This window comes from Dyella halodurans, assembly GCF_026283925.1.
In the GTDB taxonomy this organism is placed as follows: Bacteria; Pseudomonadota; Gammaproteobacteria; order Xanthomonadales; family Rhodanobacteraceae; genus Dyella; species Dyella halodurans.
This window is the reverse complement of record NZ_JAPDPF010000001.1, coordinates 434,883-449,338: the sequence shown is the minus strand read 5'-3', so window position 1 is coordinate 449,338 and position 14,456 is coordinate 434,883. Positions and strand designations below refer to the sequence as shown.

Here is a 14,456-nt window from a genome sequence, read left to right as displayed (position 1 = left end):
AACAACAATAAATGATTGATTCTGCAAGATTAAATTGCACTTTTAGCTAAAGTAACTGCGTGGTGAGCCGATAGCTCTTGCAGTCTTCTCACCTCCAGACATCCCATGCTCAAGCTGACCAAGTGGATTCCCATGCTGACGCTGCGCAAGCGTCTATTGCTGCGCCTGCTCTCCATCCTCGGATTGCTCGCGCTGACGTGCGCCGCAGGCATCGTGCAGCTGCGTCGCGCCGATACGCGCATCGAGGGGCTGGTGCAAGGTTCGCTCAGTCCGGTCGCCGACGTCGGCCGCGTGCAGAACGACTACAACAGCAGCCTGCAGGCCTTGGTGCATGCGGTGTTGTCCCAACTACCCTCTGCCGTCGACGATGCGCATACCCGCATTCACGCCGACCGCGTCGATGCGGAGCGTCATTGGAAGCAGCTGCTTACCAGCGAGCTGGCGCAGGAACAGGCCCAGACGTTGAAGCTGACCGAGGTGCATCGTGCCGAGGCCGATCGCGCCATCGACGAAACGCTGACCCTGCTCGATGCCGGCCAGTTCGACATCGGCGCGCTGAAACTCAGCACGGAAGTCCAACCGGCCTACGAACCACTGCAAAGCGACTTCGCCAACCTGTTCCAGGCCGCACTGGCCAAGGGCAATAGCCAGGTGCAGACGCAACGCCAGGCCGATCGCCAAGGCATGACCCTGCTGTTTGCCCTGCTCGTCATGGCCCTGCTTTCCACCATCGTGCTCGATGGCACCCTGATGCGTAGCCTGATGAAGCGCCTGAACCTGGCTACCGACATTGCGCAGCGCATTGCCGCCGGCACGCTCGGCGAACCCTTCGACGTCGGCCTGCATGACGAACTGGGCAAGCTGCTGCGGGCCCTGGCCTCGATGGACGAACAGCTCACGCGCGTGTTGACGCAGGTGCGCGCCAGCGCACATTCGGTGGACGAGCGCGCGCATCGCCTGTCGCGTGACAACCAGGCGTTGAGCCAGCGCACTCAGGCGCAAGCGGCCAGCCTGGAACAGACCACCGCCTCGATGGAACACATGGCGAGCAAGGCCATACAAGGCGCCGACCACGCCGATGGCGCTGCACATGCGGCACGCGAGGCGCTGATGCATGTGGAACAGGGACGTCGTGTGGCCGGCGAAGCACTGGGCTCCATGCACGCCATTCAGCAAGCCAGCCGTGGCATTACCGAGATCGTCGACCTGGTCGACAGCATCGCCTTCCAGACCAACTTGCTCTCGCTCAATGCTGCCATCGAGGCGGCGCAGGCCGGCGAGCGCGGCCGCGGCTTCGCCGTCGTGGCTAACGAAGTGCGCTTGCTCGCGCGGCGCTGCGTCGAGGCGGGCAAGGATATCCGCCGCCTGGTCAACAACAGCACCGAAGCCGTCGACGTGGCGCGGTCACATGTCGCGCTTTCCGGCGAGGCGCTGAACGGCATCGTGGAAAGCATGGCGCGTGTATCGGGCCTGGTTTCGCAGATTTCCGCTGCCAGCCAGGCGCAGGTCACCGGCGTCGCCCAGGTCAATCGCAGCGTGCTCGACATGGACCAGGTCACGCAGGCGAACGCCGGCCTGGTCGACGACATCAATATGACGGGCCGCGCACTCAGTACGGACGCCGAGGCCTTGATGCGCCAGGTGGCCTTCTTCCGACTTCCCGATGCCGTGGAAGGTTCCCATGAGCCGGCGCATGAGGCGCCGCCCCCACCCGCATTGAAGCGCTCCTATCAGGTCTCTGCGGCGGCCTGAGTCCAAGCCATGCATGTCAGCCATTCCTCTTCGCCCTAACTCCCGACACCACATGCTCGAGCGCGCACTCGCGGCAGGAAGTCTTACTCCGGTATTCCAGCCGCTGGTGCGCCTCGACACCTTGGAAGTCGTCGCGCACGAGGGACTCAGTCGTTGCGCCTTCATGCCTGGCAACTTCTCCATCCTCGATCTGCTGGATCTTGCGCGCATGGAGGGGCGACTGGCGGACATCGAGCTGCACGCGGCGCGCACGATTTGCCGCACCTTCGCCACTCACCCCGGGGATGGCCGCATCCTGGTCAACCTCAGCGCCCAGGCGATCCTGCACGATGCCTCGCGCCCCGACGAGGTGTTGTTCGCCCTTACCGGTAGCGGCATGGACCCGGCGCGCATCACCATCGAAGTGACTGAACGCGACGTCGTGGAAAGCCCTGCCCGCCTGGCGCATGCCTTGGGTTATCTGCGTGCGCATGGCATGCGTATTGCGCTCGACGATTTCGGCAATGGCCACTCCAGCTTCGAGATGTGGAACGAGATCCATCCGGACGTCGTCAAGATCGACCGCTACCTCATCCATGGCCTGTCACGCAGCGCGGGACGGTTGGCCATCGTGCGCGCGCTCTGCCAGGTCGCCGAAACGCTGGGCACCGACCTGGTCGCCGAGGGCGTGGAGGATCCCGCCGATCTGCGCCTGCTGCGCGAACTCGGCATCCCCTACGCACAGGGCTTCCTGATCGGCAAACCCATCGCCGAGCCGGTGAGCGAGGCCAGCGACGAAGCGCAAAGGATTCTGCGCATGCCTTCCGTGACGGTGCCGCCCCGGCCACGTGGCCCGGTGACACAGCGCCCGACCCAGGTGCGTCACCTGCTGATGGAGGCACCATCGGTGCATCCGCGACAGACCAACGACGAGGTGATGGCGCTGTTTGTGGTCCACCCGGAGCTGCACGCCGTGGCCGTGGTGAAGGACGGCCATCCCATTGGCCTGATCAACCGTCGCCTGGTCAACGAACGCATGGCGCAACCTTTTGCCCGCGAGCTGCTGGCGCGCAAATCGTGTACGGCTCTGATGAATGCGGCACCGCTGGTGTGCGATGAGCACCGCAGCCTGGAAAGCCTCGCCGACGTCCTGCGCGGTGAGGATCAACGCTATCTGAGCGACGGCTTCATCGTCACCAGCGATGGCCAGTACCGCGGGCTCGGCACCGGCGAAGCCCTGGTGCGGCGCGTGAGCGAGCTGCGCATCGACGCCGCCAGGCATGCCAATCCCTTGACGTTTCTGCCCGGCAATATCCCCACCACCGAACATCTGGAGCGGCTGCTCGGCGGTAGCGAGCGCTTCGTGGTCGTGCATGTGGACTTGACGGACTTCAAGCCCTTCAATGATCACTACGGCTACTCGCGTGGCGACGAGATGATCCGGCTGCTGTCGAGCCTGCTCAGTGAGCATGTCGATCCCGCGCTCGACTTCGTGGGACATATCGGCGGCGACGATTTCGTGGTGCTGTTCCAGAGTGAGGATTGGGCGGCGCGCTGCCACTGCGTCATCGAGGCCTTCAACTCGCGCTCGCCCCACCTGTTCGACGAGGTCGACATAGTGCGCGGCGGACTGCGCGGCAAGGATCGTCGCGGCATGCCGCAGTTCTTTCCGTTCACCACGGTGGTCATGGGCGCAGTGCAGCTGTCGCCGCCGCTGCCACAGCGCGCGCAGTCCATCGCAGCCTTTGCTGCACGCGCCAAGCGGCAGGCGAAACGCTCAAACGTGGGCCTGCATGTGCTCGCGCGCGTGACGCCACCGTTGGCTGCGGCGGCGCCGTAAGCAATCACCCCCGACCGTCTCCGCTCGAGGCTGGCAGGGCAAACCAGGCGGCTTGCCGCATCAGCGGCCGAAACGATCCGTGGCCTCGACCAGCGCCGAGATATTGCCGGGCTCGAACGCCGAATGGCCGGCGTCCTGCACGATGCGCAGGTCCGCTTCCGGCCAGGCGCGATGCAGGTCCCATGCACTACGCATCGGGCACACCACGTCGTAGCGGCCCTGCACGATCACCGCGGGAATCTTGCGTATGCGATCGACATTGCGCAGCAGCTGGTCATCGTGCTCGAAGAAGCCGCCGTGCACGAAGTAATGGCATTCGATGCGCGCAAAGGCCAGCGCAAATTCGTCTTCGCCACTGGACTCGATATGCGAGGTGTCCTGCCACAGGTAGCTGGTGGCGCCCTCCCAGACCGACCAGGCTCGCGCTGCGTTCACTCGCACCTGGGGGTCGGTGCTGATCAGGCGGCGATGATACGCACTCATCAGGTCGCCCCGCTCAGCCTCCGGAATCGCATGCAGGAAGGACTCCCACGCGTCCGGATAAAGCGCATCACAACCCTTCTGGTAGAACCATTCCAGCTCCCAGCGGCGCAGCATGAAGATGCCGCGCAGGACCAGTTCGGTCACGCGATCGGGATGGGTCTGTGCATAGGCGAGCGCCAGCGTCGAACCCCATGAACCGCCGAACACCTGCCAGCGATCGATGCCGAGATGCGAGCGGACGCGCTCGATATCGTTGACCAGATGCCAAGTGGTGTTGTCGGTCAGCTCGGCGTGTGGCGTGGACTTGCCGCAGCCACGCTGGTCGAACAGCACGATGCGGTAGACCGCCGGATCGAAAAAGCGGCGACATTTCGGATTCGTGCCACCACCGGGTCCGCCGTGCAGAAACACCACCGGCTTGCCGTTCGGATTGCCGCTCTGCTCGTAATACAGCGTATGCAGATCCGACACCTTGAGCATGCCGCTGTCGTACGGCTCGATCTCGGGATACAGCGAACGAAGTGCCTGCGGCATGCTCAATCTCCTCGGTAAAACGGGGACGGCGGATTAGGCTAGCACGCCACCGGCACCACGGAACCGGTGCCGGTGGCGTGCGCCCGTCGTCCTCTTGCCGAAGACGCGGGACTTACGGGCTGCCCACCGTCAACACAGTGAAGCTTTCCGGAACCATTGCCGGCTTGCCGCCACCCGGGGCGGCAGGCGCCGCGAACTGGGCCGCCGACAGGTACAGGCGGTGCAGCTTCGGATCGAGCGTGAGCGTGCGTGCGCTGGGCTGGGTCGGAATGGTCGCGGTCACGCTGTAGTGGTCCGCATCGTCCTGGTGCACCGCGGTGATGGTGCCGCTCTCGCCGTTGGAGCTAAAGACGGTCGAGGTGCCGCGGTCGAACACCACGGCGTCCGGACCCTCCCCGATCGGCACGATGGCGACCACACGCCCACTGCGCGCATCGACCACGGCCATCTGCTGGTTGTCGCAGACCGAGAACAGGCGATGCTTCTTGGTGTCGATGGCCAGACCGCTGGGCGACTGGCATGAACCCAGCGGCCAGCTGGCGAGCACGGTATTGGTCTTGGTGTCGATCTGCACCAGCTCGGCGCGATCTTCAATGTTCACGTAGACGTGCCCTGACTCATCGGTCGCCGCGAACTCGGGCTTGCCGGCCAGCGGAATCGTGCCGACCACCGTATTGCTCTTGGTATCGATCACGCTGACCGAATTGCTCTTGCCGTTGAAGGTGAGCACATGCTTCGAAGCGGGATCGTAGAGGATGGCATCGGGCTTCTCGCCCGTGCCGGTCACCGTGGCCACGGTGGCCAGCGTGTCCAGGTCGAACACGGTCACCGAGGCGTTCTTGCCATTGCTGGTGTAACCGCGCTTCAGGTCCTGGGCGATGGCCACGCCATGCACGCCCTGGGTGTCGGGAATCGCGGCATAAAGCTTGTTCTTGTCCACGTCGACCACCAGCACGCGATCGCCGCGGGTGACGAAAAGGTGCCGGCGGACGGCGTCGAAATTCAGATAATCCCAGCCGCCGGGGCCGCCGAGCTGCAGGCGCGACAACACTTGGAAATCGGCGGGCTTTGGCGCAGCCACGGCGTGGGAGGCGCAGAACACAAACAGTGTCGCGGCCAGCGCGCTGCGGAGATGTCGTTGCATGATCAGACCCATCGGCGGTGAAGTTCCCATAGCATGCTACGAAGGGCTTAGGGCTGGCTTAGTGCCAGTTCAAAGTCTCGGCAAGCAAGCTTCCGGAAAGGGCTGTAATTGCGACTTCTCGCACACTGTTATCCCAGCACCCCTCAACTGAACAGCTTGCCCGGATTAAGAATGCCGTTCGGGTCAAACACCTGCCGCACCCCGCGCATCAGCGCAATTTCCGCCTCGCTGCGCGTGCTTCCCAGGTAGGCCCGCTTGACCAGGCCAATGCCGTGCTCGGCGGAGATGCTGCCGCCGTGGCGCTGCAAGGTCTCCGCCAGCAGCTTGGTGACGTGCTCGCACTGGGCAATGAAATCCGCGTCGGACAAATCCGCCGGGCGCAGCACGTTGATGTGCAGGTTGCCATCGCCGATGTGACCAAACCACACCACCTCGAAGTGCGGGTATTCGCGCCCCAGCAGGCCCTGGATCTCATGCAGGAAGGCCGGCAATGCGCTGATGCGCAGCGAGATGTCGTTCTTGTACGGACGATGCGGCGCCAGGCTTTCGGTAATGCCTTCGCGCAGACGCCATAGCGCTGCCGCCTGGGCGTCGCTCTGGGCGATCACGCCATCGCTGATCCAGCCACGCTCCATGCCCAGTTCGAAGGCGGCCAACGCGGCGTCCTGGGCCGCTTCGTCGGCATCGAATTCCGTGACCACGTAGTAAGGGTGATCGCCCTCGATGGCGCGCTGCGCACCATGCGCCAGCACATGACTCAGCGCGACATCGGTAAAGAACTCGAAGGCCTGCAGCGACAGGCGTGCACGGAACAGCGCGAACACCTCCATCAAGGCTTCCATGTTCGGCAAGGCCAGCAGCATCACTTGCGACGGCGGCGGCGGGTCGGTCAGTCGCAAGGTCGCTTCGACCACCACGCCCAGCGTGCCCTCCGACCCGATCAGCAGTTGCCGCAGGTCATAGCCGCTGGAATTCTTGATCAGGCCGCGATTGAGCTGCAGCAGTTCGCCATTGCCGGCCACCACGGTCAGCCCGGCGATCCACTCGCGCGTATTGCCGTAACGGATCACGCGGATGCCGCCGGCATTGGTGGCGATATTGCCGCCGATCGAGCATGAACCGCGCGCGGCGAAATCCACCGGATAAACCAGGCCATGCTCCCGCGCCGCCTCGTGGACGGCATGCAGGGTCATGCCGGCCTGCACACTGAGGGTGCGATCGACCGCGTCGAAGGCGAGCACCCGATTCATCCGTTCCAGGCTCAGCACCAGCTCGCCGTTGGCCGCCACGGCGCCGCCAGACAGGCCGGTTCGGCCACCCGATGGCACCACCGCCACGCCGTGCTCGTTGGCCCAGCGCACGATGGCCTGCACCTCGGCCACCTCGGCCGGCAAGGCGATGGCCAGCGGGGCGGGTGTCCAGCGACGGGTCCAGTCGCGGCCGTAGTGCTCGAGATCGGACGGGTCGGTCAGCAGTCGCAGGTGGGGCAGTCGATCGGCAAGATCGGCCAGGCGGGCGTCGGTCATGGAAGGTTCCTGGGTAACCCGCCCAGCCTGCCAGCGCCGGCGCGCATCGTCCAGTGTTGCGATGCCGCAAATCTGTCACAAGGTCTGGCATAGTGAAGGGGTTCCCTCTTGCGCAACGACCCAATGAAGACCTCGTTCCCGAAACAAGACATCAAGGTGCTCCTGCTGGAAGGCGTCAGCCGCAGCGCCGTGGAAAGCTTCCGCCGCGCCGGCTACAGCCAGATCGAATTCCATGAAAAGGCATTGCCGGAAGCCGAACTGAAGGCGCGCATTGCGGACGCCCATATCGTGGGCATCCGCTCGCGCACCCACCTCACCGACGAGGTGCTGCAGCAGGCTAAACGGCTGATCGCCGTGGGCTGCTTCTGCATCGGCACCAACCAGGTGGACCTGGGTGCCGCGCGCCGGCTGGGCGTGCCAGTGTTCAACGCGCCCTACTCCAACACGCGCAGCGTGGCCGAGCTGGTGATCGCCGAAGCCATCATGCTGTTGCGCGGCATCCCACAGAAGAACGCACTATGCCATCGCGGCGGCTGGACCAAGTCCGCCGCCGGCAGCTTCGAGGCGCGCGACAAGGTGCTGGGCATCGTCGGCTACGGCCATATCGGCACCCAGGTCGGCGTGCTGGCCGAAAGCCTGGGCATGCGCGTGATCTTCCACGACATCGAATCCAAGCTGTCGCTGGGCAATGCCCGGGCCGCCGACAGCATGGAAGACCTGCTCGAGCGCGCCGACGTGGTCACCCTGCATGTACCCGAGACCCCGGCGACCCGCATGATGATCGGCCCGGCCGAACTGGCGCGCATGCGCCAGGGCTCGTTGCTGATCAACGCATCGCGCGGCACGGTGGTGGATATCGATGCGCTGGCCGCCTCGCTGCGCTCCGGCCATCTGTTCGGCGCCGCCGTCGACGTCTTCCCGGTGGAACCCAAGGGCAACGACGACGCCTTCGTCTCGCCCCTGGTCGGCATGGACAACGTGATCCTGACGCCGCACATCGGCGGCAGCACGCTGGAAGCCCAGGACAATATCGGCATCGAGGTGGCGAGCAAGCTGGTGCGCTACAGCGACAACGGCTCGACGCTGTCGGCGGTGAACTTCCCCGAGGTCTCGCTGCCCGAACACCCGCACAGCCGCCGCCTGCTGCACATCCATCGCAACGTGCCGGGCACGCTCTCGCGCATCAACGAACTGTTCTCCAGCGGCAATATCAATATCGACGCCCAGTTCCTTCAGACCGATAGCGAAGTCGGCTATGTGGTGATCGATGTGGCTGCCGACGAGAAGCAGTCGGGCGTGCTGAAGGACCAACTCGCGGCCATTCCCGGCACGCTGCGCAGTCGCGTGCTGTACTGAGAAACGCACGCTCGAGGCAAACAAAAACGGCGCCCAAGGGCGCCGTTCTGTTATCTGTTGCCGAATTGGTCGGGACGGCGGGATTCGAACCCACGACCCTCTGCCCCCCAGGCAGATGCGCTACCAGGCTGCGCTACGCCCCGACGATACGGCAAGTCGGTGAGTCTACCAGCTCAGCGGGTAGCACCGAAAGTCATTGAAGTACGAAAGTGCTCAGCGACGCAGCAAAGCCAGCACTTCTTCCAGCTCCATGCGCACCTGGCGCACGATCTGGTGGGAGATGCTCGACTCCATGCGTGCCTGCGGACCTTCCAGACGGGCACGCGCACCGGTGATGGTGAAGCCTTCGTCGTAGAGCAGGCCACGGATCTGCCGAATCATCAGCACGTCGTGACGCTGGTAATAACGACGGTTGCCGCGGCGCTTGACCGGATTGAGCGCGGGAAATTCCTGCTCCCAGTAGCGCAGCACGTGGGGCTTCACGCCGCACAGTTCGCTGACCTCACCGATGGTGAAGTAGCGCTTTGCCGGAATGGCCGGAAGTTCGGTGTTATTCCCTTGATCCAGCATAGCCCTCGACTCGCACCTTGAGTTTCTGACCCGGTCGGAACGTCACCACGCGGCGTGCGGAAATGGGAATTTCCTCACCCGTCTTGGGATTACGTCCCGGTCGCTGGTTCTTCTGTCGCAGGTCGAAATTGCCGAAACCGGACAGCTTGACCTGTTCACCCTTTTCCAACGCTTCGCGGACCACTTCAAAATAAGCGTCCACGAATTCCTTTGCCTCACGCTTGTTGAGGCCCACTTCGAGAAAAAGGCGCTCTGCCATCTCCGCTTTGGTCAGCGCCATTTCACCCTCGCAATCTTGCCTTGCATGCCATCTCCAACGCTGCGACCGCTTCACGTACATAACGGTCCGCGTCGTCGTCAGTAAGCGTGCGTGAAGCGTCCTGTAAAATCAAGCCCATAGCGAGACTCTTTCGGCCTGCTTCGACCCCCTTGCCGCTGTAACGGTCGAACAGGCGCAGCTCCCTGAGCTGCTCGCCAAGGGTGGTCCGGATGACCTGTTCAATTTGTGACCAGCTGACCGCTTCCGGCAGGTCCATGGCGATATCACGCCGAACCGAGGGGAAGCGGGCTACCGGCTGGGCCCTGGGCAGGCGACGGGCCAGCACCGGGTCCAGGGCCAGTTCCAGCACGTGGACGTCGGCACCCAGGTCCAGGGCCTTGGCCAGCTGGGGATGCAGCGCCCCCAGGTAACCGGCGGTCACGCCGTCGCGGGTCACGCGGGCGCCGCGCCCCGGGTGCAGCCAGCCAGGCAAGCCGTCCGCGTGGACGGCCCAGCGCTGCGGCTCGCCACCCCAGGCGATCAGGGCATCGAGATCGCCCTTGAGGTCATGGAAGTCCAGGGTGCGGGTCGCCTCACCCCACTGCTCGGCCTGGGCCGTACCGCAGGCCACCATGGCCAGGGATGGCGTTTCCGTCGGCGCCTCCTTGGCGGCGGCTGCCGCCGGTGCGATCCCGAAGGTGCGGCCCAGCTCGAACAGGCGCACGCGTTCCTGCTGGCGCGCGCGATTGTGCGACAAGGCCGCGACCAGCCCCGGCAACAGCGAGGGACGCATCACCGCCAGGTCGGCCGACAGCGGGTTGGCCAGTGCCACCAGCTGCTCGGTCATGCCCCAGCGCTGCAACACCTCGTTGCCGACAAAGGCGAGGTTGACGGCTTCGTAGTAGCCGCGCGCCGCCAACTGCTCGCGCACGGCCAATTCGTTGAGGCGCGCCTCCGGTTCGGCGGCGAGCGTCAGCGCGCCGGCCGGCGTATGCGTCGGGATGTTTTCGTAGCCATGGATGCGCGCGACCTCTTCGATCAGGTCCTCTTCGCGCTCGATGTCGAAGCGGCGGCTGGGCGCGGTGACGCGCCAGCCATCGGCCAACGCCTCCACCTGCATGCCGAGCGCCGTGAAGATGCGCACGACTTCGTCATCCGCGACGGTCAGGCCGAGCACGCGCGCCAGCCGCGCACGGCGCAGCAGGATCGGTTCGGGCGAGCTCAGGTGCTGCGGCAGCGTGACGTCCAGCAGGGGGCCAGCCACGCCGCCGGCGATATCGAGGATCAGTCGCGTGGCGTATTCGACCGCAATGCCCGGCAGCTGCGGGTCGACGCCACGCTCGAAGCGATGGGCGGCGTCCGTATGCATGCCCAGCTTGCGGCTGCGGCCGATGATGGCCGAGGGAATCCAGTGCGCGGCCTCCAGGAACACGTTGCGCGTGACGTCGGTAACACGCGTGTCGGCGCCACCCATGATGCCGCCGAGCGCAACCGCACGCGCGCCCTTGCCGCCGCGGCTGTCGGAGACCACCAGGAAATCATCGTCCAGCTCGACCGTGCGGCCGTCCAGCAAGGCGAGCGACTCGCCCGCGCGCGCCGGGCGCACGACGATCTCTCCCTCCAACGTATCCTTGTCGAACGCGTGCATGGGCTGGCCGAGTTCCAGCATGACGTATTGGGTGACGTCGACCAGGAAGCTGATCGGACGCAGGCCGCTGCGACGCAGGCGCTCGGCCATCCACACCGGCGTTTCCACCGTGGCATCGACGTTGTCGATGACGCGACCGGCAAAGCGCGGCACGCGCGCACCCGCCTCGAGCACCACCTTTAGCGTGGCATCGCTCTGCGCAGGCACCGGCGTGGCGTCCAGCGGAATGACCTCGCCGCCCAGCGCCGCGGCGACATCGAACGCGATGCCACGCACGCTGAAGCAATCGGCGCGGTTAGGCGTCAGCTTGATCTCGATGGTGGCGTCCGGCAGGCCGAGGTAGGTCGCCAGCGGCATGCCGATCGTTGCATCGGCAGGCAGCTCGAGCAGGCCCGAAGCATCCGGATCGACGCCCAGCTCCTTGGCCGAGCACAGCATGCCGGACGACTCGACGCCGCGCAGCTTGGCTGCCTTGATCGCGATGCCGCCCGGCAGCACCGCGCCCACCGTGGCCAGCGGAGCGACCAGGCCGGCGCGCGCATTGGGCGCGCCGCAGACGATCTGCACGGTGCCGCTGCCGGTATCCACCTGGCAGACCTGCAGGCGATCGGCCTCGGGGTGCTTCTGCGCGCTGACTATGCGCGCCACGACGACGCCGTCCAGCGCGTTGCCCAGCGCCGTGACGTCCTCGACCTCCAGGCCGATCGCCGTCAGCGTCGCAGCGAGTTCATCGCGCGATGCGCGGGTCGGCACATGGTGGCGCAACCAGTTTTCGGAGAATTTCATGCGTGTCGGTCCCTGCTTCGATTACGCGAACTGCTTGAGGAAGCGCAGGTCGTTCTCGAAGAACGCGCGCAGATCGGAAACGCCGTAGCGCAGCATCGCGAAGCGCTCCACGCCCAGGCCGAAGGCGAAGCCGGTGTAACGCTCCGGATCGATGCCGCAATTGCGCAGCACGTTCGGATGCACCATGCCGCAGCCCAGCACCTCGAGCCAGCGCGTGCTGCCGTCCTCGGCATCCCAACGGATGTCCACTTCGGCCGAGGGCTCGGTGAAGGGGAAGTAGCTGGGACGGAAACGCATCTCGAAGTCGCGCTCGAAGAACGCGCGGATGAATTCGGCCAGGGTGCCCTTCAGGTCGGCGAAGCTGGAGGTTTCATCGACCAGCAGGCCTTCGATCTGATGGAACATTGGCGAATGGGTCTGATCCGAATCGCTGCGATAGACCTTGCCCGGCGCAATAATGCGGATCGGCGGCTGGCGTCCCTGCATCGAACGCACCTGCACCGGCGAGGTATGCGTGCGCAACAGGCGGCCATCGCCGAAATAAAAGGTGTCGTGCATGGCGCGCGCCGGATGGTGCGGCGGGAAATTCAGCGCCTCGAAGTTGTGCCAGTCGTCCTCGATCTCAGGACCGTCGGCGCGCTGGTAACCGAGGCGCGAGAAGATCGCCGAGATGCGCTCGAGCGCACGCGTGATCGGATGGATGCCACCGCGCTCGCCGTTGCGGCCAGGCAGCGTGATGTCGAGGGTTTCGGAGGCCAGGCGACGATCCAGCTCGGCCTGCTCCAGCACCTGCTTGCGCGCGGCCAGGGCATCGGCGAGGCGATCCTTGACGCGATTGACCTCGGCGCCGCGCGCCTTGCGCTCATCGGGTGCCAGGGCGCCGAGCGCCTTGAGGGCAGCGGTCACAATGCCGCTCTTGCCAAGCAGGCTCACGCGCAGCGCGTCGAGCGCTTCGAGCGTGTCGGCCTGGTCGATATCGGCCAGCGCCTGTGCGACGCGGCTATCCAGATCGTCCATCGATGAGGTTCCGGCTAGGAGCCTGCCTTGGCAGGCCTGGGGTCCACCAACAAAAACGGGGAGGAGGCGTTTGGCCTCCTCCCCGCTTGATCACATCATATCGTCAGGGCGCAGGGCGCCAGACGATCAAGCGGCCAGACTGGCCTTCGCCTTCTCTGCGATCGCACCAAATGCCTTGATGTCGTGCACGGCAATGTCAGCCAGGACCTTGCGGTCGACCGTGATGCCGGCCTTGGCCAGGCCATTGATCAGGCGGCTGTACGACAGACCGAACTGACGGGCAGCGGCATTGATACGCACGATCCACAGGGCGCGGAACTGACGCTTGCGCTGCTTGCGGCCGATATAGGCGTACTGACCAGCCTTGATGACGGCCTGGTTGGCAACGCGGAAGACCTTGCGACGGGCATTGTAGTAACCCTTCGCACGGCCAATGATCTTCTTGTGACGACGACGGGCGGTAACGCCACGCTTTACACGAGCCATGGTTTATCTCCTCGCCTTACAAGTACGGCAACATGCGTGCTACACCCTTGGTGTCGCAAGCCTTGACGTGGTTGGTCGCACGCAGACCGCGCTTACGCTTGGTCGACTTCTTGGTCAGGATGTGCGACTTGAAGGCGTGACCGGCCTTGAACTTGCCCGATGCGGTCTTGCGAAAACGCTTCGCGGCCGCCCGGTTGGTCTTGATCTTGGGCATCGTAATGCTCCTTGAGGGGGGATTGAGACCCCGGTTTCTGACTGATCTGGCGGCAACCCAGAAGGCTGCTCTTTCCGTCCTGCCACGATCGGTTCACGACCCGTCCGTATGGGTCGAACCGGCGATTATACGGAGGAAGTCAGGGTAACGCCAGTCTTTGGCTCCCTCTCCCCTCCGGGGAGAGGGTTGGGGTGAGGGGCCGGGCTGGCCTCGGTGCTGGATAGGGCAAGAGACTGAGTAGCAACGCTTTCGCGAGCATCCGCCCCTCACCTCGGTCCTCTCCCCGGAGGGGAGAGGAAGAAAAAAGGCGGCCCTCAGGCCGCCTTTTCTGGATTACTGCTTCTTCTTCGGCCCGATCATCATGACCATCTGACGGCCTTCCAGGCGCGGGAAGGACTCCACCACGCCGTTCTCGCCCACGTCTTCCTGGATCTTCTTGGCCAGGTTCTGGCCCAGGTCCTGGTGGGACATTTCGCGACCGCGGAAGCGGATGGTGACCTTGACCTTGTCGCCTTCCTCGAGGAAGCGAAGCATGTTGCGCAGCTTGATCTGGTAGTCGCCCACGTCCGTGACCGGACGGAACTTCACTTCCTTGATTTCAACCTGCTTTTGCTTCTTCTTGGCCGCCTGGGCCTTCTTCTGGGCTTCGAACTTGAACTTGCCGTAATCCATGATGCGGCAGACCGGCGGATCGCCGTTCGGCTGGATCTCGACCAGATCCATCCCCGCTTCCTGGGCCAGTGCCAGTGCCTCATCGCGGGTGAGAATGCCGAGCTGTTCCGCATCGGCGCCGATCACACGTACGCGCGGAACGCGGATTTCGTGGTTACGGCGATTGCCCTTAGTGTCGGTGGTAGCGATA

At 64.8% G+C, this 14,456-nt stretch carries 13 protein-coding genes and 1 tRNA gene; 3 read left to right on the top strand and 11 right to left on the bottom strand.

What is annotated here, in order from left to right; genetic code table 11:
• Positions 1-105 precede the first annotated feature (105 nt).
• Entirely contained in the window at positions 106-1,752 is a 1,647-nt protein-coding gene (locus tag OUZ49_RS01990; RefSeq protein WP_266148252.1) for a methyl-accepting chemotaxis protein, read from the top strand.
• A gap of 52 nt (positions 1,753-1,804) precedes the next feature.
• Positions 1,805-3,571: an EAL domain-containing protein gene (locus OUZ49_RS01985; protein ID WP_266148251.1), complete on the top strand. Its 1,767-nt coding sequence runs from the start codon at positions 1,805-1,807 to the stop codon at positions 3,569-3,571.
• 60 nt (positions 3,572-3,631) lie between these two features.
• Here the strand turns inward: OUZ49_RS01985 and pip are convergent, their stop codons facing one another.
• The 3 genes from pip to OUZ49_RS01970 all read right to left on the bottom strand — a co-directional run bounded on the left by pip (position 3,632) and on the right by OUZ49_RS01970 (position 7,258).
• Positions 3,632-4,588, bottom strand: coding sequence for a prolyl aminopeptidase (gene pip / locus OUZ49_RS01980; protein WP_266148250.1), 957 nt, complete (start codon positions 4,586-4,588; stop codon positions 3,632-3,634).
• 112 nt (positions 4,589-4,700) lie between these two features.
• A complete protein-coding gene (locus OUZ49_RS01975) occupies positions 4,701-5,732 on the bottom strand; it encodes a YncE family protein (protein ID WP_266148249.1) in 1,032 nt (343 codons plus the stop codon).
• Between the two features lie 143 nt (positions 5,733-5,875).
• Positions 5,876-7,258, bottom strand: coding sequence for an FAD-binding oxidoreductase (locus tag OUZ49_RS01970; RefSeq protein ID WP_266148248.1), 1,383 nt, complete (start codon positions 7,256-7,258; stop codon positions 5,876-5,878).
• Positions 7,259-7,381: 123 nt separating this feature from the next.
• On the opposite strand from OUZ49_RS01970, the gene serA reads away from it, so the two are divergent.
• Positions 7,382-8,614, top strand: a complete 1,233-nt coding sequence (gene serA / locus OUZ49_RS01965) for a phosphoglycerate dehydrogenase (protein ID WP_266148632.1) — start codon at positions 7,382-7,384, stop codon at positions 8,612-8,614.
• Between the two features lie 66 nt (positions 8,615-8,680).
• Here the strand turns inward: serA and OUZ49_RS01960 are convergent.
• The 8 genes from OUZ49_RS01960 to infC all read right to left on the bottom strand — a co-directional run bounded on the left by OUZ49_RS01960 (position 8,681) and on the right by infC (position 14,455).
• Positions 8,681-8,757, bottom strand: a tRNA-Pro gene (locus OUZ49_RS01960).
• A gap of 70 nt (positions 8,758-8,827) precedes the next feature.
• The gene (locus OUZ49_RS01955) at positions 8,828-9,184 is read right to left on the bottom strand and encodes a MerR family transcriptional regulator (RefSeq protein ID WP_019467383.1); all 357 of its coding nucleotides are present in this window, start codon (positions 9,182-9,184) and stop codon (positions 8,828-8,830) included.
• Entirely contained in the window at positions 9,165-9,464 is a 300-nt protein-coding gene (ihfA, locus tag OUZ49_RS01950; RefSeq protein WP_114823863.1) for an integration host factor subunit alpha, read from the bottom strand. Before ihfA ends, OUZ49_RS01955 begins: the two co-directional genes overlap by 20 nt.
• Position 9,465: 1 nt before the next feature.
• Positions 9,466-11,877, bottom strand: coding sequence for a phenylalanine--tRNA ligase subunit beta (gene pheT / locus OUZ49_RS01945; RefSeq protein ID WP_266148245.1), 2,412 nt, complete (start codon positions 11,875-11,877; stop codon positions 9,466-9,468).
• 21 nt (positions 11,878-11,898) lie between these two features.
• Positions 11,899-12,894, bottom strand: coding sequence for a phenylalanine--tRNA ligase subunit alpha (pheS, locus tag OUZ49_RS01940; protein WP_266148244.1), 996 nt, complete (start codon positions 12,892-12,894; stop codon positions 11,899-11,901).
• A 126-nt stretch (positions 12,895-13,020) separates the two neighbouring features.
• The gene (rplT, locus tag OUZ49_RS01935) at positions 13,021-13,380 is read right to left on the bottom strand and encodes a 50S ribosomal protein L20 (RefSeq protein WP_017463630.1); all 360 of its coding nucleotides are present in this window, start codon (positions 13,378-13,380) and stop codon (positions 13,021-13,023) included.
• A 16-nt stretch (positions 13,381-13,396) separates the two neighbouring features.
• Complete coding sequence (gene rpmI / locus OUZ49_RS01930) at positions 13,397-13,594, bottom strand: 50S ribosomal protein L35 (protein ID WP_038615747.1); 198 nt, start codon at positions 13,592-13,594, stop codon at positions 13,397-13,399.
• 333 nt (positions 13,595-13,927) lie between these two features.
• The gene (gene infC, locus OUZ49_RS01925) at positions 13,928-14,455 is read right to left on the bottom strand and encodes a translation initiation factor IF-3 (RefSeq protein WP_323134909.1); all 528 of its coding nucleotides are present in this window, start codon (positions 14,453-14,455) and stop codon (positions 13,928-13,930) included.
• Between the last annotated feature and the right edge of the window lies 1 nt (position 14,456).

Bases quoted from the DNA above. Each gene is read 5' to 3' on its own strand.
- OUZ49_RS01990 (WP_266148252.1), top strand. From the start codon at position 106: ATGCTCAAGCTGACCAAGTGGATTCCCATGCTGACGCTGCGCAAGCGT.
- OUZ49_RS01985 (WP_266148251.1), top strand. From the start codon at position 1,805: ATGCTCGAGCGCGCACTCGCGGCAGGAAGTCTTACTCCGGTATTCCAG.
- pip (WP_266148250.1), bottom strand. From the start codon at position 4,588: ATGCCGCAGGCACTTCGTTCGCTGTATCCCGAGATCGAGCCGTACGAC.
- OUZ49_RS01975 (WP_266148249.1), bottom strand. From the start codon at position 5,732: ATGCAACGACATCTCCGCAGCGCGCTGGCCGCGACACTGTTTGTGTTC.
- OUZ49_RS01970 (WP_266148248.1), bottom strand. From the start codon at position 7,258: ATGACCGACGCCCGCCTGGCCGATCTTGCCGATCGACTGCCCCACCTG.
- serA (WP_266148632.1), top strand. From the start codon at position 7,382: ATGAAGACCTCGTTCCCGAAACAAGACATCAAGGTGCTCCTGCTGGAA.
- OUZ49_RS01955 (WP_019467383.1), bottom strand. From the start codon at position 9,184: ATGCTGGATCAAGGGAATAACACCGAACTTCCGGCCATTCCGGCAAAG.
- ihfA (WP_114823863.1), bottom strand. From the start codon at position 9,464: ATGGCGCTGACCAAAGCGGAGATGGCAGAGCGCCTTTTTCTCGAAGTG.
- pheT (WP_266148245.1), bottom strand. From the start codon at position 11,877: ATGAAATTCTCCGAAAACTGGTTGCGCCACCATGTGCCGACCCGCGCA.
- pheS (WP_266148244.1), bottom strand. From the start codon at position 12,894: ATGGACGATCTGGATAGCCGCGTCGCACAGGCGCTGGCCGATATCGAC.
- rplT (WP_017463630.1), bottom strand. From the start codon at position 13,380: ATGGCTCGTGTAAAGCGTGGCGTTACCGCCCGTCGTCGTCACAAGAAG.
- rpmI (WP_038615747.1), bottom strand. From the start codon at position 13,594: ATGCCCAAGATCAAGACCAACCGGGCGGCCGCGAAGCGTTTTCGCAAG.